Below are 19,598 nucleotides of genomic sequence, written 5' to 3'. Positions count from 1 at the left end.
GAAAATACAAAATACCCATCAAACGCGTGATGCATGTGTTTGATGGGTATTTTGCATATCTTTGTGAATAAATCAGGATAAAGATTGATTAGATTGATTGGTTTTCTGTCGTCGTATCGAGCAAGTTTTGCTAACTATTCATGGAGTTGAATGATTAAGATGGTTAAAGTTGATAAAACTACTTTAGTCCTGGTTGAGTTACTCATTATTTTCGGGATTTTTTTCATTTTCCAATTTATGAGCAACCTTTATATGTCCAAACATTCAAATGAAGCTGTTTGGGTTGGGAAAATGGATTGGCGATTGCGAACAATGGCAATGGCCTTTTTCTCGTTAGTTGCTGTTTATATGTTGTTCTTTCAATATTTTCACTCAACAGGTGATAGCTTAATATTCACTAATATTAAAATCTCCTTTTTAATTTTAGTGATGATGTATGTTAGTCCTGATGTGGTGACAGTCGCCTTTGACGTGGCAGCCATCACCTATGTTGGGTTACATGGTATAGAACCCTATGTTCTGGCTTACGTTGTTTCATATGCCATTCTGTTCGCGTTGATCATGGTGATTGGTTATGGTCATAATATCAATCCTTGGTGGCGGCTGGTACTCTATAACTTAGTGGGCCTAATATTCTGGATTGCAACATTTATTTACGCACCGCATAGTTCTCGGTATCAATTATCACTTGGTCAAGCTAGTGAGTACTTGTTGCAAATGGTCGTTCTAGTTAGCGTTCCTTATGTGGTGACCTACTTCCTACAGCAAAATCAGCAAGTTATTTTTAAGCAAACGCAAAAGGCCTTCATTGATGGCTTAACACAAGTACTGAATTATCATGCTTTTAATTTAAACGTTGAGCACGCTTTTCAACGGGCTAAGGAGAAGGACCTTTCGCTTTGTATGATGATTTTGGATTTGGATCATTTTAAGGCCATCAACGATACCTATGGTCATTTAGCAGGCAACTATGTGCTAATTCATTTCTGCCAGATTATTAGTCAACAAATTTCTAAAAATGTTGATATTGCTTTATACCGAATTGGTGGCGAAGAATTTGCGTTGGTCTTCAACGAAACGGAGCCAGGGACAGCTGCTGCAGTTGGACAGCGTATGTTGAATACAATTCGCGAGAAAGATTTTGTTTATAAAGGACAAGAAATTGATTTAACTTTTTCAGCGGGAATTTCGAAGGTACACTCAAATAATTATACCTCTAAGGATTTCTTTGATCAGGTTGATCAATTGACCTATCAAGCAAAAAAAGCTGGCGGTAACCAGGTACGAACTGATTTTTAAGCTGATTAGTAATAGTAGTTATCGAAATTGTGACTCAGCAGGTGACAAAAGGCGGTCGGCCGGTGAGCATCAACATCAAAAAGGAGTTATTCTGATAAGTTTGTCAGAATAACTCCTTTTTTGGTGCAGTGCGCGAAATCGTTTGTCTTTTTAAGAACATGTTGCGACTACAAAAGTTAGGCTTGTTTTTGGTAACTGGACTTATGTCGCAGTGTCAAGTAGTTAGCTGAACTGGTGTTAATAAATTAGTTCGTCAGAGATTCATGCTATACTGTTGGCAACCATTGCTTTAAATAAGGAGTTGTGGACACTTATGATGAAATTCTTGCTGCAGAAGCTGGCTGTTAAAACTCGTCACCAGTCGGCGATTACCGCGCGGACAAGCTATGGTATTACTGCCACTGCGATTGGTGCTGGATCGAATCTGCTGCTGTTTGCAGCTAAAATTGCCATTGGTCTTTTATCAGGCAGTGTGGCAATTGTGACTGATGCAATTAATAATTTATCTGATTTGTTGTCATCTTTAGTAGCCTTGATCGGCTTTAAAATAGCGGCTAAGAAACCTGATCGCAGCCATCCCTTTGGTCATGAACGCTCAGAAACAATTGCTGGCTTTATTATTGGCATTGTCATTATGTTTGTGGGATTGCAATTTGTATTGACATCAATTAATAAGATTCAAACACCAACCCTAATTCATTATCGCTGGCCAGTTTATTTGATCTTGGTTTTGTCAATGGCTTTGAAGCTCTGGCAGGTAACTTTTTATCGTCAAATTGGCCATCAAATAAAATCAGACACCTTAATGGTTACTGCTAAAGATAGTTTAAATGACGTTTATACAACGGGTGCAGTTCTAATTTCAGCGATTTTGCAGAATCTTACTCATTGGCCGTTAGACGGCTACGTGGGCTTGGGCGTTGCTATTTATATTCTGGTCAGCGCAATTTCAATGTTGCATACTTTTATTAACGACTTATTGGGTCATCAGCCGGCACCGGCCTTATCGCATAGAATAGTTGACCAATTAAGCCACTATCAAAATATACTAGGTTATCATGATTTGATTGTGCATCAATATGGTGCCAATACCATTTTCGCTACTGTTCATATTGAACTAGCTAGTTCGTTATCATTGACTCAAGCCTACAAGATTATTGATAAAATTGAACACGATTTTTGGCACCACTTAGAGATTCATTTGGTTTGTCAGATTGATCCAATTGATATTCAGCATCGACGAACGGCCCAAGTTTATGAAACAGTTCAGGCAGTCATCAATCATTATAATCTCGGGCTAAAAACTCATGATTTTCACATTGAACGGTTGGTTAATCATGACCACTTAATTCAGTTTGATTTGGTAGTTCCTGAGCAGGTGACCATCAGTGACGACGAGTTATTGGTCGCCATCAATCATGATTTACGAAAAATCTTAGGGGCCGTCACTGTTGAGGTCACTTTTGATCATAATTATTTTAGTGAGAACCACACCTTAATTTAAGAAAAACTGGCCTGACAATTTAAGTGGTTACTAGGATATGTAGGGAGTTGTTGAAACGTGTTCGGGGCAACAAATGGCTAGGCCTAACTTAAATAATGCTTCGATCTGGTTGCACCAGCTCAAATCATTATTTGAAGTTAGGCTACGCCAAAAGGCCACCACCTCTCACACTCTTTGGACTAGAGACTTGTGTCTGGGCGATTAGACAAGTAGAATAAAGAGGATAGGTTTCAGAGATGATAAGGAGGCTCGTTATGGAACGAGATGCAATTAAACAATACGCGGATTGGTTACAAACGAACACAGATGACATTATTGCTCAGCACGTTAAATTTGACCCTGAGAAAGTTTATGAAATTATTGATCAGCTTAAAATTTTCAAAAAGCCAGTTACTGAAGTTATGGCAATGACTGAAGAAGATTATTATCAACAATTATCTGATCATAAATTGACACTGCAGGGAGAACACGATGTTTTAACACATTTACAAGATCGGGTGCTAGTTAATCACGTTGATGGTTCAATTACCCAACGGCAGATTCACTTCAGCTACAATCATGAAGATAATTTTGCTGGTGGTTATTCTGCTCGGAAAGATTTACATCTATTGACTTACGGCATGAAGGTAATTGGTGCGATGGTAGTTATCAGTGATTTTGAACTTGTTCAAGAGAATTTGTCAGCTGATGCTGCGGTTAGTTTAGCTTTGGCAGCAGATATGATTGGCCGTTGGCAAGACGAGCAATAAATGCTGCCGGCTCATGCAGACAATCTGCCAGCATTTAGCAACTGTATTTTAGGTTTTAGTAAGTAGTTTTATAAATTAATAATAGCAAAAAAGCCATGTCAGCTAAAACTGAACATGGCTTTTTTATTGTAACTTATTGTTCGTTATATTCTTCAGCACTTGCTTGGTATAAGGAAACTTCCTCATCAGTGGCAAGTACGAAATGACCTGGCACGATTTCCTTTAAAGAACGTTCCTTGCCATCATGTTCGATACTATCATCGTATGGTTTACGATGGCGATTGCGCTCATACATTGGATCAGGTAACGGTACAGCTGATAACAAACTCTTGGTATAGGGATGTAAAGGATGATCATAAACTTCACTGGCCGTTGATAATTCCATTAAGCGACCATTATGCATGACGGCAATCCGATCACTAATGTACTTCACCATGGATAAGTCATGGGCAATGAAGAGGTAGGTCAAGTTTTGTTCCCTTTGAATATCACGGAGTAAGTTAACGACTTGCGCTTGAATAGACACGTCTAAGGCAGAAATTGGCTCATCAGCGATGATAAATTTAGGCTCAACTGCCAAAGCACGGGCAATCCCGATCCGTTGCCGTTGACCACCAGAGAATTCATGTGGGTAACGAGTGGCATGATCGCGGCTTAAGCCAACTAAATCTAATAACTCATTGACGCGAGCATCACGTTCTTGGTCGTTTTTGACCAAATGGTGAATGTCGAGACCTTCAGCAATGATGTCTTTGACTTTCATTCGTGGGTTTAAGGATGCGTAGGGATCTTGGAAAATCATTTGCATTTCTCGGCGGAATTTCAGCATGTCTTTATGCTTGATCTTACTGATATCTTCACCGTAGAATTTGATTTCGCCACTTGTTGGATTATACAAGCGGATAATACTACGACCTGTAGTACTCTTACCAGAACCGGATTCACCAACTAAACCGAACGTTTCGCCTTCGTAAATATCAAAACTAATATCGTCAATGGCCTTAACTTCATTAGGACGGCCAGCATTAAAGTATTGCTTTAAGTGTTTAACTTCGATTAACTTTTTAGGTGTTTTTTGCGAATCATTCGCCATCTTTAGCGCCTCCTTTAACTGAGGATTGAATCTTACCTTCGGCAACTAACTGATGGTATTCTTCTTGGCGTTTCTTAATTGCTGCTGGTGGCTCAACTTTTGGTGCATTAGGGTCAAGCAACCAAGTTGCCGCATAATGCGTATCAGTCACCTTGTAAAATGGTGGCATTTGTTCGTAATCGATTTCCATTGCGTAGGGATTACGGGGCGCAAAAGCATCACCAGCGGGTGGATTCAATAAGTTAGGTGGTGTCCCAGGAATGGCATACAAACGATCTGAGCTAGTATCTAAAGTTGGCATTGAATTCAACAAGCCCCAAGTATATGGATGTTGTGGATTGTAGAAAATCTCATCTACAGAACCATATTCAATAATTTTGCCGGCGTACATCACCGCAACGCGATCAGCAATTCCAGCCACAACACCTAAGTCATGGGTGATAAAGATAATAGATGTTTCAATCTTGTTTTGTAATTCTTTCATTAAATCGATGATTTGAGCCTGAATTGTCACGTCCAGTGCCGTTGTTGGTTCATCAGCGATTAAAACTTCAGGATAGTTAACAATCGAAATCGCAATGACGATCCGTTGCCGTTGACCACCGGAGAATTGATGTGGATAGTCTTTCATCCGGTTTTTAGCGTTAGTGATCCCAACTAATTCCAAAACTTCTTCAGCACGAGCCATGGCCTTTTTCTTGGACATACTGCCGTGAATCAACAGTGGTTCAGCGACTTGCTTGCCAATTGGCATGGTTGGATCCAATGAAGTCATCGGATCTTGGAAAATCATTGAAATATCGTTACCACGAATACTTTCTAATTCGCGGGGTGATGCTTTAAGTAAATCTTTGCCTTTGAAATCAATTGACCCATTATCAACGTGAGCGTTGTTTGCCAGTAAGCCCATAATACTGCGGACAGTAACTGACTTACCAGAACCAGACTCACCAACGATTGCAAGGGTTTCCCCTTTATTTAAGTGGAAGCTGACATTGCGAATAGCTTTGACTTGCCCAGCAAAGGTATCAAAATTGATTTGTAAATCTTTTACGTCAAGAATTTTTTCCATTGCTATGCTCCTATTCCTGTGTCTTGGGGTCAAAGGCATCACGGAGACCATCAGCTAATAGGTTAAAAGCAATCATGATAATACTGATTGCAGCTGCTGGATACCACATTTGATATGGTAAGAACCGGAATGTCTTCTGACCATCAGACAATAATGTCCCAAGTGAAGCGTTTGGTGCGGGAATCCCAATACCAATGAAGCTTAAGAAGGCTTCGAAGAAAATGGCAGTTGGAATTGAAAACATTGTCTGAATAATGATTGTTGAGGATAAATTAGGTATTAAGTGTTTCATGGCAATTTTGAAAGGTGATTCACCTAAGGTGCGAGCAGCCAAAACATATTCTTGGGTCTTTAAAGTTAAGGTTTCCGCTCGCACCAACCTGGCCATGGTAATCCAGCCAGTGATTCCCATGGCGACAACAATTGAGCCTAAACCAGGGGTAAAGAGTAGCAACATCAGAATAACAATAACTAAGTTAGGAATTGAGGAGATGATTTCAATAAATCGTTGCATTAAGGTATCAACGCGACCACCTTTCCAACCAGAAACCACCCCATACGGTACCCCGATGACTAAGTCAAACAGTGTGGCCAAGAAGCCAATCAATAATGATAGGGCAATTCCTTTCATTAGACGTGAGAATAAGTCACGGCCAAGATAGTCAGTTCCTAAAACATAGTAAGTGCCGGCTGGTACTTTAGCTTGGGCATACTTATCAACAATTCGACCACCAACATTAGCTTTCCCCGTAAACCCAGGGATTTGGCCGTTGGCGATTTTAGGTGGTAAGTTAGCATAAGCAACGTGCTGGGCATTAGGATCACTTGGTGTCCACCAAATTGAGATAATCGAGAAGACAACAATCAACGCTAATAACCATAAAGAAATAACGGCAGCTTTGTTTTTCTTCAGCCGACGAACGGCATCTTGGAAGAAGGTTAATGATGGTGCCGAAATTTTTTCTTGTTCGTCAACATTATGTTGTTCAATCCGTTTAAAACTATTCTCTTTGAATTTAATATCTGTTGAATTATCAGCCATTAGTTTGATCCCTCGTTTCCGCTAAGTCTGATTCGTGGATCAATAAACCCATAAAGAATATCAACGACTAAGATAACAACAATCAACATAAATGAGTAGAGCAAAGTCAAGCCCATGATTGTTGGGTAGTCGTTAGTTGTAATTGATTTGACAAATTGATCACCAATTCCGGGAATCGAGAAGATATTCTCGACAACCATTGACCCGACCATTAAGTCGACAGCCATTGGGCCAATAATAGTAATGACAGGAATTAATGAGTTCCGTAAAGCATGTTTAGCAACGGTTTGCCAAGGCGTGTTACCTTTAGCCCGGGCTAATTCAATATAGTCAGAGTTCAAGACGTCAACCATTTCGGTCCGCATAAAGCGGGCAGTCGTAGCTAATGGTGCCATGGCTAAGGCAATTGTTGGCAAAATACTTGACGAGAAGCCGTCCCACAAAGCAATTGGAAAAATCTTCAATTTGAACGCTAAGAAGAACTGTAGCAAAACTGCGAAAACGAAGTTAGGAATTGAACGGCCTAAAATCGCAAAGAATGTTGCAACAGTATCAACCCAGCTGTTCTTGCGGATAGCAGCAATAGCGCCAAGCAAAATACCTAAAACAGTACCGAGAATAATCGCCTGAACCCCAATTTGCATTGAAGGCCCGATCCGACTAGAAATCAAGTATGAAACTGGTTGGTTATTAAATTGGAAAGAAGTTCCAAAGTCGCCGTGAAGCAGGCCAACTAGATAAATGAGATATTGTTGGAATACTGGTTTATCCAACCCATATTGCTGGTTCATAATCTTGATTTGTTCCGCCGACATCTTCGCTTGGTTAGCGTATGGCGAGCCCGGCATTAATTTCATTAGAAAGAAAGTTGCCGTGGCAATGATGAACAAGGTCAAAATCATGTAACCAATCCGTTTGAGAATATATTTTCCCATGATTTTTCACTCCCTATATATGCTGAGAAACCCAAAGGCCAATAGCCTAAATAACTACCGATACTTAAAATTTCGCATGTTACTATCTTACAGTAAAACCGCCTAATTGTAAATTGGGTTTTTAATTATTTTCTCATCTTTTTGCTGGATTATTTCGTATAATCTTGCTCTGATTGAGATAATGTCATGCACTTTTCCTAAGTAAAAAATGAGAGTGTTCATAAACAACTTCTTTGAATACTCCCATGCTATCCAAAATAACTAACCGTTTAGAAAGCAGAAACTTAGTACATCAGCATGAAATTATGAGTGCTAATTTGAATCTAGGACATAAGTGCTAAACTGAATGGCGTCTGACTGCATTACGTGCTTGTTGGTTGTGGAACGCGGCCGGCATTGATTTGAGCTTATTGCTGCGCAACAATCTCAAATACAAGCCTTTGTCTAACCGCTGACGCAGCAAGACAAACTTCGTTAGTTATCAGCAGCTTAAAACTATTTTAGAAATAACAAAAAAGGTTTGGGGAATATCCCAAGCCTTTTTATATGGAAGAAAGATTAGTAAATATAGGAGGAAATTTGGAACCAGATTGATTGGTAAAACGGTTAGTCAGCGATATAAGCACCGACGAAGTTGTACATATTAGCTGGCGAGTAGTGAAGATCTTTAATCTTACTATTAACTAAGTGACCTTGAGCCCGTTGATAAATTGGGATGACACCTTGTTCTTTAGTTAAGATTTCTTGAGCCTGTAAAAGATCATCAGAACGTTTGTCATCATTTGTAGCATCAGTCGTCTTGCTAGCTTCGATCAACTTGTTGTATTCAGCATTGTCCCAGTTACCATTGTTGTAACTGTTACCAGTTGTGAATAAATCAAGGAAAGTAATAGGATCAGGGAAATCAGCACCCCAAGCCGTCATGACAATATCGAAGTCACCTGACTGTGAACGAGTTAAACGTGACTTAAATGGTACGGTTGAAATAGAAATCTTCAAACCAGGTAAAGTCTTTTCTAATTGGCTCTGGAAGTATTCAGCAGACTTCTTGGCACCATCAGTATCATCAGTTAAGTATTCAACTGATAGGTTGGAGATCCCAGTTTCTTTCAAGCCTTCTTGCCATAATTTCTTAGCTTCAGCCTTGTCATATTTGGTTTCATCACTAGTTGCTTTAGCAGCAGCTTTGGAGAAATCTTGACCATCGGCAGTTTTTGCTAAGTTTTGTGGTGTCACGTTAGCTGCCGGAATTGAAGAATCACCAAGGACGTTCTTAACGAATTCTGAACGATTGATGGCTTTAGAAATTGCCTGACGAATTTTAACATTCTTAAATGCTGGCACTTTCTTTTCATTTAATTCCAAATAGAAGACAGTTGACTGAGCTAATGGTTTATAACTAGCATCGTTCTTCATTTGCTGTGCTGTTTCACCACTAATTGAGACATCGTCCATTTTGCCACTTTGGAAAAGATTTAAAGCAGTTGAACTATCCTTTACCACTTGCACTTTAACTTTTTCCAATTTAACTTTGCTGGCATTCCAGTAAGTCTTATTTTTGACTTCAGTCCAACTGTTATTAGTACCAGTCCAACCAGTTAACTTGAAGGGACCATTATAAACAGTCTTTTCAGAAGTGGTGCCGTACTTGCTACCATATTTTTCAACAACTTTTTGGTTTTGTGGGAAGAAGGCTGGATTGACAACCATCGTCTTGAAATAAGGGATGGCGTGGTCGAGTTCAACGACTAAAGTATGTTCGCCTTTAGCAGTTACACCTAAAGTGCTAGGTGCTTTCTTACCATTCATAATGTCATCAGCATTTTTAATGCCTGAGTAGAGGTAAGCGTATTGCGATTTGGTTTTAGGATCAACGGTTCGTTGCCAAGCATAGACGAAGTTTTGAGCTGTGACGGGATCGCCGTTGCTCCACTTAGCATCTTTCCGCAATTGATAAGTATAAGTTTTACCACCATTAGTTGGTTCAACAATCTTCGTCGCAATTGCTGGTTGCAGTTCGGAGCCATTATAACGATATAAACCGTCCATGGTATCAACTGCAGCTTGCCCAGAGATGGCGTCAGTCATCACGGAAGTATCCATTGAACTGATAACGTCACCTTCCATTCGTGTTAAAACCTGATTGGAATCAGCTGAGCCCGAGCTTGATTTCTTAGTGCCACATGCTGCTAGCAGTGTTGTCACTGCTAAGGCAACGGCACTTAATTTTGCTAATTTTTGCCATTTCATAGTTGTATCCTCCTAAATGAGACTTATTACCAACAAAATGAGATTAGAACGTCATTCTCATTATTGCCGTGCCAATTCCAGTTAAAAATTGGCTTTTTTCTAACATTTAACTTTATAAATTAGTATAATACCTGAACTAAATTAAAAAGTAAAGTAATATTCTCATATTTATTTTAATTTAGCAAACCTATTGGTCCCATAGTGTTGCTTGGAATACATGTAAACGATTGCTTTGAATAGATGAGAATTTGAAAAAGGACTCTAAGATTAAACTTAGAGTCCTCTTTCAGCATTAAGGAGATATAAATAATTATAAAAATAATTATTTATCGATTTTTATTAATTTACGGCAGTAAGACTTAGCCAATAACCGGCCAATGAAAGTCTTGCAAGATAAGGATCAGATTAAAAGTTAGTCATTAACTGATCCACAAAGGTGTTATTAGGTTACGAATAATTATAATACACTGCCATTATTAAAAAGTAAATAGCAATCTAATTATTTTTTAATTATTAGCTCAACTTGATTATATCAAGGCATACTCGACTAGTATTTAAAAAAAATCAAAAAATATTTATTGAAATCATTTTGATTATGAGTGTTTATTTTTTAAACTAATAAAAGGGTCATTTGTTGCTTTTGTGATTGAAATTACGGCGCTGAGCAACATCATTATGAGAATGCGCGAGTCCGGGAGAACGAAATTGCATCTGGCTGTGTCTCTGTTGATAATCAAAACAAAACGTGATAAAAGGCGCTCAGCCGGTGGGCATTAACGTAAAATACCGAACAATTCTGCAAGAGAATTGCTCGGTATTTTGGCGTTAAGCGGAGCCGGTTGCCCTTTGAGAACACGTTGCAGCAATCAAAGCTCGGCCTGATTTGAAAGTATTACTTGATATAAGTGTGTACGAAGTTGTATTGATTTGATGGTGAGTAAGCCAAGTTACGAACGTTAGCATTAATCAAATGTGCTTGGGCAGTTTGATAAACAGGGATGATACCTTGCTCGTTAGTCAAAATTTCTTGAGCTTTCAAGAGGTCATCATAACGTTTCTCAGTGTCGTTAACATCAGTCGTCTTGCTGGCTTGGATCAGGCGATCATATTCAGCATTGGACCATTTACCATCGTTTTGACTATTACCAGTCGTAAATAATTCAAGGAAAGTGATTGGGTCTGGGAAATCAGCGCCCCAGATACTGATTGACATATCGAAGTCACCAGATTGAGAACGAGTTAACCGAGACTTGAATGGTAATGAAGTGATTTTAACCTTCATACCTGGTAAGACTGCCTCTAATTGACTTTGGAAGTATTCGGCTGATTTCTTAGCATTTTCAGAGTCGTCATTTAAGAATTCGATGCTCAAACTGTTAATACCAACTTCTTTCAAACCTTGTTTCCAAAGTTTACGTGCCTCAGCTTTACTGTAGTCAGTTGGGTAACTGTCATTTTTAGCTGCTGCTGAGAAATCAGTGCCATCAGGCATTTGGGCAATATTCTTAGGTACAACGTTTTGGGCAGGGATGGAAGCATTGCCTAAGACTTGGCTCGTGTATTCTTTCCGGTTAATTGCTTTCGAGATTGCTAAACGAATGTTTTTGTTCTTGAATGCGGGTACTTTTTCTTGATTTAATTCTAGATAGAAAGTTGATGACTGTAATTGTGGCTTGAATGAAGGATCATTCTTCATTTGCCGAGCTGCTTCACCACTAAGAATGGCATCATCCAAAGTGCCATCTTGGAATAAGTTTAAGGCAGTTGATGGTTCCTTCACGACTTGCACTTTAACTTTGTCTAACTTAACAGCTTTAGCATTCCAATAAGACTTGTTCTTAACTTCAGTCCAGCTCAAGTTGGTACCAGTCCAAGTTCTTAGTTTGAATGGGCCATTGTAAACCGTCTTATCCCAAGAAGTACCATATTTATTACCATACTTTTTAACGATTTTTTCGTTTTGTGGGAAGAAGACAGGGTTGGTGACCATAGCTGAGAAATAAGGAATGGCATGATCTAGGTTAACAACCAATTTGTAGTCGCCGTCTGCTTGGACACCCAATGTGTCAGCAGCTTTTTTACCATTCATGATATCGTCAGCGTTTTGAATGCCAGAGTACAAGTAAGCATATTGTGACTTAGTTGCAGGGTCAACGAGTCGTTTCCAAGCGAAAACGAAATCATGGGCTGTGACAGGATCGCCATTGCTCCATTTGGCACCCTTACGTAAATTGAAGGTATAAGTTTTACCATCATTAGTTGCTTTAACTAATTTAGTGGCAATTGCTGGTTCCAATTTTTTGCCGTTATAGCGGTATAAACCATCCATGGTGTCAACTAATGCTTGCCCAGAAATCGCATCGGTGATTGAGGCAGCGTCCATACTACTGATGACGTCACCTTCCATGCGAGTAAATACTTGCTCGCCACTAGCTGAGCCGCTTGATTGTTTGTTGCCACCACAAGCCGCTAATAAAGAAAGGGCAAGTAGGGAGACAACACCCAATTTGCCTAAATTGCGTAACTTCATTTAATTTTCCTCCTTAATGCAATAACACTATGAATTTTACCTGTTTTAATAACCTTTGTAAATTAGTTCTAAGAGAATCGTGACGAATGTTTTCATTATAATAAGAAAATAGCGCCGAAGAGCTGATTAAATCAAGCTTTTATCGTTCATTCTTTTTTAATCACTAAACCCATTATTGTCACTTTATTAGTGAATTTAGCCAGCTTAACGCGAAAAAAATCGGTTAAAAATGAACTAAGATTAGAATTCTTCTGAAATTATTGCGGGGAAGTTCAGACTATCGTTAGATTTAAAGCCAATTGTTTAATTTATCAGATTTTAGTGATTTTAAATATTGATTGGCAATTCGTTGCAACTACGGCCGACAATGTTCTGCGCATAGCGTTTGAAATGAAGGCAGAACCAATTTATTTTTGGGGATACGAACTGGCACTCAAATCGGGTTAAAATAGGCAATGTACGGCTGAAATGATTGTTGAAAACTTTTTTATACGAATTAAAATCGAATTTTTTCTGAGCTTTTTCTTGCCAGACTTACTATTTTTCAATTAAGATAAGATAAAGCATTGTTCGGTTATCACTAATTCGCTGGTTAGTGATTACTAAAAAAACATTAATCACTTAGCAGATCAGCGCTCATTAACAAGGAATAATTGGAGGAAAATAATATGTCAATGATTGAATTTCATAGTGTTGATAAGTACTATGGCAAGTTTCATGCCCTGAAAGATATTAATCTAACGATTGAGCGGGGTGAAATTATCTCGATTATTGGGCCATCAGGTTCTGGGAAAAGCACCCTTTTACGAACAATTAATGGTCTGGAAAGAATATCATCTGGTAAATTGATTGTAGATAATTTTGATTTAGCTGATTCCAAAACAAATATGAATAAAATCCGCAAAAATGTCGGCATGGTTTTTCAACATTTTAATCTTTATGCCAACAAAACAGTTTTGGAGAATATTACGTTAGGGCCAATTAAAGTATTGAAAAAATCCAAGGCTGAGGCTGAAGCTGATGCAAATAAACTGTTGAGTTTAGTGGGCTTAACAGATCAGGCGGCCAAACTGCCGAGTATGTTGTCTGGTGGTCAAAAACAACGCATTGCGATTGCACGCTCCTTGGCGATGAAGCCTAAAGCAATTTTATTTGATGAGCCAACATCAGCGTTAGACCCAGAAGTAATTGGTGATGTCTTAGAAGTTATGCGTAAAGTTGCGAAACAAGGAATGACCATGATTGTGGTGACTCATGAAATGGGTTTTGCACGGGAAGTTGGTAATCGCGTCATCTTCATGGCTGATGGGCAAATTCGCGAAGATAGTCATCAGCCTCAAGAATTCTTTGCGCATCCTCAGGATAGTCGGGCTAAAGAATTCCTAGGTAAAATTATTCATAACAGTTAAGGAGGACAACTAATGAAATTAAACCGTTCAAAAATTAGGCCCTTATTGTTACTGGGGTTAATGGTCACCTTGCTAACTGTTCTTAGTGGTTGTGGTGATAATCTAGCCCAGCAAGATGTTATGGCTCGTGTGAAGCGGACCAATCATATTACCTGGGGTGTTAAAAACGATACCCGCTTATTTGGACTAATGAATATTAAGACCGGTGAAATTGAAGGCTTTGATGTTGATATTGCGACGGCCATCTCGCAGGAAATTTTCGGGAAAGATGTGGACGTGAAGTTTGTCCCAGTCACTTCAAACACGCGGTTACCATTATTGAAAAACGGTAATATTGATGCTTTGGCGGCGACAATGACAATTACGCCAGAACGGAAAAAAGAAATTATGTTTTCCGACACGTATTTTAATGCTGGTCAAGCAATTATGGTAAAAAAAGGTAGCAAAATCAAAAGTGTTAAGGATTTAACTTCTGGAACGAAAGTCTTAGGTCTGCAGGGATCAAATTCAGTTGCCAATATTAAAAAATATGCGCCTGACGCTAAAGTATTACAATTGGCTGATACTGCTCAGGCCTTCACCGCTCTGAAATCAGGGCAAGGTGATGCGATGACTAGTGATAATGGGATCTTGTATGGATTAAACCGTGATGATCCTAATTATCAGGTCGTTGGAGGGACTTTCACTAATGAACCCTACGGTATTGGCATGAATAAAGGACAAGAAAAATTTGCCAAGGCAGTGAACCAAGCATTGAAGAAAATTGAAGCTGATGGCACTTATCAGAAAATCGTTGATAAGTGGTTTAGTAAAGTCGCAGGGTTTGATGGGAGTGTGATCAAATGATCTCAATTTTAACAACTTATTGGCCTGATTTTGTTGAAGGCTTAAAGTACACTTTAAGTGCCAGTATTTTGGCACTGATTGGTAGTCTGATCATTGGTTTGATTTTTGCATTATTCGTCATCAATCCTTTAAAGCCACTTCGCGTTATCGGCCATGTTTATATTGAAATTTTTCGAAATATTCCTTTATTGGTCGTGGCCATGTTCTTTTATATTGTGATGCCCCAATTCATTCCACATTTGGATGGATTTACTGCCGGTACTATTGGTTTGATTATTTATACGTCGGCCTTTATTGCCGAAACAATTCGCGCGGGGATTGAAAGTGTTGATTTAGGGCAAATGGAAGCGGCACGAAGTAATGGGATGACTTATTTACAAGCCATGCGCTATATTGTGCTACCACAAGCACTGAAGATCGTGATTCCACCATTAGGTAATCAGTTTGTCAATTTGGTGAAGAATTCGTCTGTTTTGGCTTTCTTGGCTGGTTTTGATTTGATGTATCAAGGTAATCTTATTGCGTCAACGACTTTCAAAACAACAGATACTTATTTAGCAGTCGGCTTATTATATTTAATTCTGACCATGCCACTCAGTTATTTCATGCGCTATTTAGAAAAACGTTGGTCTCAAGGGACAGCAGAATAAAGGAGGTTGTTGCTCGTGCAAAATTTTATTGATGCTTATAGCTGGATCAACCTACGCTTTCTGCTTGAAGGTCTCTGGGTGACAATTTATGTTTCAGCAATTTCGGTAGTTTTAAGTTTCATTATTGGCGCTATTCTAGGTTTTATTCGCTACATGAAAATTAAATACGTGTCGGCAATTGTGGGTTTTCTGATTGATGTGATTCGGAACTTACCACTGTTGTTAATTATTTTCTTCATGTACTTTGGATTGCCAAGTACGATTGGCGTGCGATTGAGTACAGTTAATGCCGCAATTGTGGCGTTGACCATTTTCGAATCAGCAATGTTGGCAGAAATCATTCGAAGTGGGATTGGCGCTGTAGATATTGGTCAAATGGAGGCGGCGCGAAGCAATGGCATGAGTTATCTGCAGGCGATGTGGTATATTATCTTACCTCAAGCATTACGCCGCATGGTGCCACCAATTGTGAGTCAGTTTGTTTCCTTGGTGAAAGATTCCTCATTAGCCACTATTATTCTCTTACCAGAATTAATGTTCCATTCGCAAGTCATCTATGGCCAAAACACTAATTACATGATACCAATGTTTGTGGCCTTAGCCGTGTTATATTTCATCGTGTGTTTCTTACTCAGTCAATTGTCACATTTATTGGCGCGGAAGTTGGGTTGATTGCTCTGAGCTCATTGGGCCATAACAATTCAGCTGTTAACCTTATTTTAGATAATAATTGCTAAAAATAATTTCACTGCTTGCCACAAGTCTATTCGTCCGAAAAAAGCTCTTCATTAACAACTTGGTCCTTCCGTTCAGTCATAAGTGACGGTGGTTTACAATATATTGTTAATGATTATGTCAGTGCTGGTGGCTAGATTAGCAGAATTAAAAGTGAGGTTGTACTCTAATAGTCAATTAAAATAGCTTGTGTGCTAGTCACTGGTTTTATCCAGAAAGATTGGCACACTGGCTTTTTTTGTTACATGCTAAGTCTATTTTTGACTAAGCCAGTAAGTGCCATTTATTGTGCTTAAAATGCTATAAAAGTTGAAAAATTCAGATGCAGGATAATAAGCGGAATGTTTGCGAGCTGTCTGTCAAGGCAGGATTATGCTGATTCTTTACTAAACTAATGATATTTAGGTTAATAATTGTAAAATAAGGATTGGAGGGAACAACTTAATGACTGTGGTAGAAATGATTGTTTTGGCAGTTCGCTTTTTGCTTGAGGTTGTAACTGGATTGGGTTTATTAAGCGGTGTTTATTTTGCCCAAGGGAACGTCGTCAAGATTTTATTCCTGATTGTTGGCCTGGGGATTATTCTTTTGTGGTCGCGGTATGGTGCGCCTAAGTCAGTGCATGCATTGTCAGGAAGCAACAAGTTATTATTAGAGATGTTTGTTTATAGCTGCGGTATAGTTAGCTTTTTCATACTATTTGGCAGCAAAATTGGCTTTGTGTACGCCACAATTGTAGTCATTGATTTAATTTTAATGTACCGCTTAAAGCTTCAAGGTCACTAATTTATTTTGTAGTAAACTGGTATTAATTAGTCCGGCACGAGATAGGGGATGGAAGAATGAGTATTACTGTGACACAGATTACTGCTAAAAATGCGGCGGATATTAATTTACCTAATGAACCATTTCGGATTTTTGGCCAGATGTTGCCGACTTTTGATGGTCAACAATGGGCGTATACTACCAGACAATTACCGGAGAGCCAAGTTCATGAGATGATTTTTCCTGATGAACATTATGATTTTGCGGCCATGGCACCAGATTATTTCTTTGTGGGTGCATATGATAACGCCGATAATTGTATTGGGTTGGCGATCTATCACCGGGAAATGTTTAAGTACCTTTACTTAGATGATTTGAAAGTTAATCGCGATTTTCGTGGTCAAGGTGTGGGTCAACAATTACTTAATGCTGGTAAAAGGATTGCCAAGGCACATCAATATCGCGGTATTTACACAATTGGTCAAGATAATAATTTAGCAGCATGCTTATTTTATTTACATTGTCACTTTGAAATTGGTGGTTTTAATACGCACGAATATTTTGGCACTAGTCAAGCAGATAAAAGCAATATCTATTTCTATTGGGATTTCTAGAGAAGTGCACTGATAAGTCTGGGACATCAGTCATTTAAAAAAATCAGGCCGAACTTAGGTTGCTGAAACGTGGTTGCAAAAGGTAATTGGTTCTGCTTAATACAAAAAATAACGGGCAATTCTATCACAGAATTGCCCGTTATTTTTGCGCTAACGCTCGTCCCACTTGCAAGCTCAGATCGATGTTTATCATATGTCACGCTCATTCCATCACTGGATCCTGCTGGCTTCAACTAGGAAGTGCCTTAGACCAAAGCACCGCACTTTCTTGAAGAAAAATATTAAAAATTCATTATAAAAATGTCCAATCTTGAGCATTACTTTCGTAATAGTAAGTGTAGGACAAAATAAAAGTAGGTGAAGGTATGTTAGAGGAGGAGTTAATTACCAAATTACGCAGTCAAGATGAGGGTGCCCTGACTGCATTGATCACCCAATATGGCGATTATGTTTTGCAAGTAATCTGGCATCAGTTACCTAGCAGTTATGAACGTAGTTATACGAGTGATATTGCGAACCGTTGTTATTATCAAATTTGGTCAAAAATCGGTAGTTTTGATGAAACTCGTGGTAATCTTAAGACTTGGTTGGGCGCGATTGTTAAGCATCAGGCGATTGATTATCAGCGTGGTTTAAGTGCCACTTTTAGTCAGTTGGATTTAACAGGTGTCGTCATTGCAACGCCACCGCCTGATGAGCCTTTGGAGTTAGGGCAATTATTGAATGTATTATCAGAGAAAGAACGTGCCATTTTTCAATTGTATTTCGACAAAGATTTGACACCAGAGGAAATCGCTCATCGCTTGCACATGCGTCGTGGTGCTGTATACAAGCAACTCTCGCGAGCACGTAAGAAATTAAAACAGGAGGCGGATAAAAATGATTTCTGAACTCAATCCTTATGTAGCCATCATCAATCAAATGAATGGCTTTCCTGATCAGACGGATCTAAGTGACGCTGATCCGCAACTACGCATCAATTACCAAGCGCGTCAAGCCAATTTATACCTAACGATGCAAGCTATTTTAGCCAAATTAAAGCAGCAATTACACCCTGAAGAAATGATTGTTAATTTAATGCCGATTACTAACGAGAATAGTAGTCAAACCGCAACTAATGGTTATTTAGGCATGTACGCTGCTAAAAGTGATCAAGCCGCGGCCTATATTAAAGCACAACGAAGTTTACGTGGTAATCGGTTATTAGTTTTCACTGATCAGCGGCTGATTTTCTTGGTGCTCGTCGAGTTTTTAGATGATCCAACCAAGTTTTTCTCCTATGACTACGATAAAATTAAGTCGATTAAATTGAAAGAACACAAGGCTAGCGAACCTGGTGAATTAGCGCGACCATGGAAACGTAAGCATTACAAATGGTACACGCTTGATTTTCAGACTGATGATTTACAAGTATTTACGGAAACACTTGATGTGACTAATACGAAATTATTTAAACGTAATTTACTGACAATTCCCGGGATGCAACACATTGAAGTGAGTCGTTATGTGCGTCGTAAAAATGTCTTCCAATTTATTTTCAGTAACATTAATTTTTTGATGTGGTTCATACAAATATTTTGGATCTTGGTAGTAGTTGGTATCTTGGGTACGGCTCTTTACGTATTCTTAAATTATGGAGGTTGATTAAAATGATAAAAGTTAAAAAGGTGGCAATGTTACCTGATTTATTTATTGCAGTCACATACGACAATGGTGAACAACGTTATTTTCGTAGTAAAAGTAATGAAATGGTGGTTAACAGCTTGAATGGTAAGGCGCATAATCATTTGGGCCTAAGTCAAATGACACCGGGTTTTTATTGGATCGGTGAACAACCGCAAGTTGAAAATGACCGTTATTTTACTATCAATGGCCAACGTTATGATGGTGACGACATCTACGTAACTGGGTTAAAGCATCTTCATTAATCATTGGTGTAGTCGATAGTGAACGAATATTTAATTATCCAGATAATAGCTAACCCATAAAATAGCTGAGAACAGTTTCTGGTAGCAAAGAAGCAGCCTTGGCTATACTCCTTCTTGGGTAGACAAGCAAATAATTAAAGCTTGTCTTCCTAGGAAGGAGTTTTTGTATGGGCCGGA

Annotated in this window: 18 protein-coding genes; 12 read left to right on the top strand and 6 right to left on the bottom strand. The window is 38.9% G+C overall.

Features of this window, described 5'->3' with window-relative positions:
* Positions 1-150: 150 nt before the first annotated feature.
* From EKM81_RS09595 to EKM81_RS09585, 3 genes are all read left to right on the top strand, one after another.
* A complete protein-coding gene (locus tag EKM81_RS09595) occupies positions 151-1,299 on the top strand; it encodes a GGDEF domain-containing protein (RefSeq protein WP_125651146.1) in 1,149 nt (382 codons plus the stop codon).
* Positions 1,300-1,612: 313 nt separating this feature from the next.
* On the top strand, positions 1,613-2,803 hold the full coding sequence (locus tag EKM81_RS09590) for a cation diffusion facilitator family transporter (RefSeq protein ID WP_125651144.1): 1,191 nt from the start codon (positions 1,613-1,615) through the stop codon (positions 2,801-2,803).
* A 254-nt stretch (positions 2,804-3,057) separates the two neighbouring features.
* Positions 3,058-3,552 (top strand): hypothetical protein, encoded by a 495-nt coding sequence (locus EKM81_RS09585; protein WP_125651142.1) that lies wholly within the window; start codon positions 3,058-3,060, stop codon positions 3,550-3,552.
* 133 nt (positions 3,553-3,685) lie between these two features.
* Here EKM81_RS09585 and EKM81_RS09580 read toward each other — a convergent pair whose 3' ends face one another.
* The 6 genes from EKM81_RS09580 to EKM81_RS09555 all read right to left on the bottom strand — a co-directional run bounded on the left by EKM81_RS09580 (position 3,686) and on the right by EKM81_RS09555 (position 12,474).
* Positions 3,686-4,645: an ABC transporter ATP-binding protein gene (locus EKM81_RS09580; protein WP_125651140.1), complete on the bottom strand. Its 960-nt coding sequence runs from the start codon at positions 4,643-4,645 to the stop codon at positions 3,686-3,688.
* Positions 4,635-5,717 (bottom strand): ABC transporter ATP-binding protein, encoded by a 1,083-nt coding sequence (locus EKM81_RS09575; protein WP_125651138.1) that lies wholly within the window; start codon positions 5,715-5,717, stop codon positions 4,635-4,637. The genes EKM81_RS09580 and EKM81_RS09575 overlap by 11 nt, the downstream gene beginning before the upstream one ends.
* Positions 5,718-5,727: 10 nt before the next feature.
* Positions 5,728-6,759: an ABC transporter permease gene (locus EKM81_RS09570; RefSeq protein ID WP_125651136.1), complete on the bottom strand. Its 1,032-nt coding sequence runs from the start codon at positions 6,757-6,759 to the stop codon at positions 5,728-5,730.
* Entirely contained in the window at positions 6,759-7,694 is a 936-nt protein-coding gene (gene opp3b, locus EKM81_RS09565) for an oligopeptide ABC transporter permease (RefSeq protein ID WP_125651134.1), read from the bottom strand. Before opp3b ends, EKM81_RS09570 begins: the two co-directional genes overlap by 1 nt.
* A gap of 606 nt (positions 7,695-8,300) precedes the next feature.
* Positions 8,301-9,944 (bottom strand): peptide ABC transporter substrate-binding protein, encoded by a 1,644-nt coding sequence (locus tag EKM81_RS09560; RefSeq protein ID WP_125651132.1) that lies wholly within the window; start codon positions 9,942-9,944, stop codon positions 8,301-8,303.
* An 892-nt stretch (positions 9,945-10,836) separates the two neighbouring features.
* Entirely contained in the window at positions 10,837-12,474 is a 1,638-nt protein-coding gene (locus tag EKM81_RS09555; protein WP_125651130.1) for a peptide ABC transporter substrate-binding protein, read from the bottom strand.
* Between the two features lie 668 nt (positions 12,475-13,142).
* Between EKM81_RS09555 and EKM81_RS09550 the strand changes: the two genes are divergently transcribed.
* From EKM81_RS09550 to EKM81_RS09510, 9 genes are all read left to right on the top strand, one after another.
* Positions 13,143-13,883 (top strand): amino acid ABC transporter ATP-binding protein, encoded by a 741-nt coding sequence (locus EKM81_RS09550; protein WP_125651128.1) that lies wholly within the window; start codon positions 13,143-13,145, stop codon positions 13,881-13,883.
* Between the two features lie 12 nt (positions 13,884-13,895).
* Positions 13,896-14,729 carry a transporter substrate-binding domain-containing protein gene (locus EKM81_RS09545; RefSeq protein ID WP_125651126.1) on the top strand — a complete coding sequence of 278 codons (834 nt, stop codon included), beginning with the start codon at positions 13,896-13,898 and terminating at the stop codon, positions 14,727-14,729.
* On the top strand, positions 14,726-15,379 hold the full coding sequence (locus tag EKM81_RS09540) for an amino acid ABC transporter permease (RefSeq protein WP_125651124.1): 654 nt from the start codon (positions 14,726-14,728) through the stop codon (positions 15,377-15,379). Before EKM81_RS09545 ends, EKM81_RS09540 begins: the two co-directional genes overlap by 4 nt.
* A 15-nt stretch (positions 15,380-15,394) precedes the next feature.
* A complete protein-coding gene (locus EKM81_RS09535; protein ID WP_125651122.1) occupies positions 15,395-16,051 on the top strand; it encodes an amino acid ABC transporter permease in 657 nt (218 codons plus the stop codon).
* Between the two features lie 507 nt (positions 16,052-16,558).
* Positions 16,559-16,900, top strand: coding sequence for a DUF2568 domain-containing protein (locus tag EKM81_RS09530; protein WP_125651120.1), 342 nt, complete (start codon positions 16,559-16,561; stop codon positions 16,898-16,900).
* 56 nt (positions 16,901-16,956) lie between these two features.
* Complete coding sequence (locus EKM81_RS09525) at positions 16,957-17,493, top strand: GNAT family N-acetyltransferase (protein WP_125651118.1); 537 nt, start codon at positions 16,957-16,959, stop codon at positions 17,491-17,493.
* 365 nt (positions 17,494-17,858) lie between these two features.
* Entirely contained in the window at positions 17,859-18,383 is a 525-nt protein-coding gene (locus EKM81_RS09520; RefSeq protein ID WP_125651116.1) for an RNA polymerase sigma factor, read from the top strand.
* Complete coding sequence (locus EKM81_RS09515; RefSeq protein ID WP_125651114.1) at positions 18,373-19,137, top strand: PH domain-containing protein; 765 nt, start codon at positions 18,373-18,375, stop codon at positions 19,135-19,137. The genes EKM81_RS09520 and EKM81_RS09515 overlap by 11 nt, the downstream gene beginning before the upstream one ends.
* A 5-nt stretch (positions 19,138-19,142) precedes the next feature.
* Positions 19,143-19,421, top strand: coding sequence for a hypothetical protein (locus EKM81_RS09510; protein ID WP_125651112.1), 279 nt, complete (start codon positions 19,143-19,145; stop codon positions 19,419-19,421).
* Positions 19,422-19,598: the final 177 nt, after the last annotated feature.

It is taken from the genome of Lapidilactobacillus gannanensis (assembly GCF_003946675.1).
Classification (GTDB): Bacteria; Bacillota; Bacilli; order Lactobacillales; family Lactobacillaceae; genus Lapidilactobacillus; species Lapidilactobacillus gannanensis.
This window is presented reverse-complemented; position numbering and strand designations above follow the sequence as displayed.

What these genes read in the sequence shown, in the direction of transcription:
- EKM81_RS09575 (WP_125651138.1), bottom strand. Translation starts at nt 5,717, where the DNA reads ATGGAAAAAATTCTTGACGTAAAAGATTTACAAATCAATTTTGATACC.
- opp3b (WP_125651134.1), bottom strand. Translation starts at nt 7,694, where the DNA reads ATGGGAAAATATATTCTCAAACGGATTGGTTACATGATTTTGACCTTG.
- EKM81_RS09580 (WP_125651140.1), bottom strand. Translation starts at nt 4,645, where the DNA reads ATGGCGAATGATTCGCAAAAAACACCTAAAAAGTTAATCGAAGTTAAA.
- EKM81_RS09570 (WP_125651136.1), bottom strand. Translation starts at nt 6,759, where the DNA reads ATGGCTGATAATTCAACAGATATTAAATTCAAAGAGAATAGTTTTAAA.
- EKM81_RS09560 (WP_125651132.1), bottom strand. Translation starts at nt 9,944, where the DNA reads ATGAAATGGCAAAAATTAGCAAAATTAAGTGCCGTTGCCTTAGCAGTG.
- EKM81_RS09585 (WP_125651142.1), top strand. Translation starts at nt 3,058, where the DNA reads ATGGAACGAGATGCAATTAAACAATACGCGGATTGGTTACAAACGAAC.
- EKM81_RS09515 (WP_125651114.1), top strand. Translation starts at nt 18,373, where the DNA reads ATGATTTCTGAACTCAATCCTTATGTAGCCATCATCAATCAAATGAAT.
- EKM81_RS09550 (WP_125651128.1), top strand. Translation starts at nt 13,143, where the DNA reads ATGTCAATGATTGAATTTCATAGTGTTGATAAGTACTATGGCAAGTTT.
- EKM81_RS09530 (WP_125651120.1), top strand. Translation starts at nt 16,559, where the DNA reads ATGACTGTGGTAGAAATGATTGTTTTGGCAGTTCGCTTTTTGCTTGAG.
- EKM81_RS09590 (WP_125651144.1), top strand. Translation starts at nt 1,613, where the DNA reads ATGATGAAATTCTTGCTGCAGAAGCTGGCTGTTAAAACTCGTCACCAG.
- EKM81_RS09520 (WP_125651116.1), top strand. Translation starts at nt 17,859, where the DNA reads ATGTTAGAGGAGGAGTTAATTACCAAATTACGCAGTCAAGATGAGGGT.
- EKM81_RS09595 (WP_125651146.1), top strand. Translation starts at nt 151, where the DNA reads ATGATTAAGATGGTTAAAGTTGATAAAACTACTTTAGTCCTGGTTGAG.
- EKM81_RS09540 (WP_125651124.1), top strand. Translation starts at nt 14,726, where the DNA reads ATGATCTCAATTTTAACAACTTATTGGCCTGATTTTGTTGAAGGCTTA.
- EKM81_RS09545 (WP_125651126.1), top strand. Translation starts at nt 13,896, where the DNA reads ATGAAATTAAACCGTTCAAAAATTAGGCCCTTATTGTTACTGGGGTTA.
- EKM81_RS09510 (WP_125651112.1), top strand. Translation starts at nt 19,143, where the DNA reads ATGATAAAAGTTAAAAAGGTGGCAATGTTACCTGATTTATTTATTGCA.
- EKM81_RS09525 (WP_125651118.1), top strand. Translation starts at nt 16,957, where the DNA reads ATGAGTATTACTGTGACACAGATTACTGCTAAAAATGCGGCGGATATT.
- EKM81_RS09555 (WP_125651130.1), bottom strand. Translation starts at nt 12,474, where the DNA reads ATGAAGTTACGCAATTTAGGCAAATTGGGTGTTGTCTCCCTACTTGCC.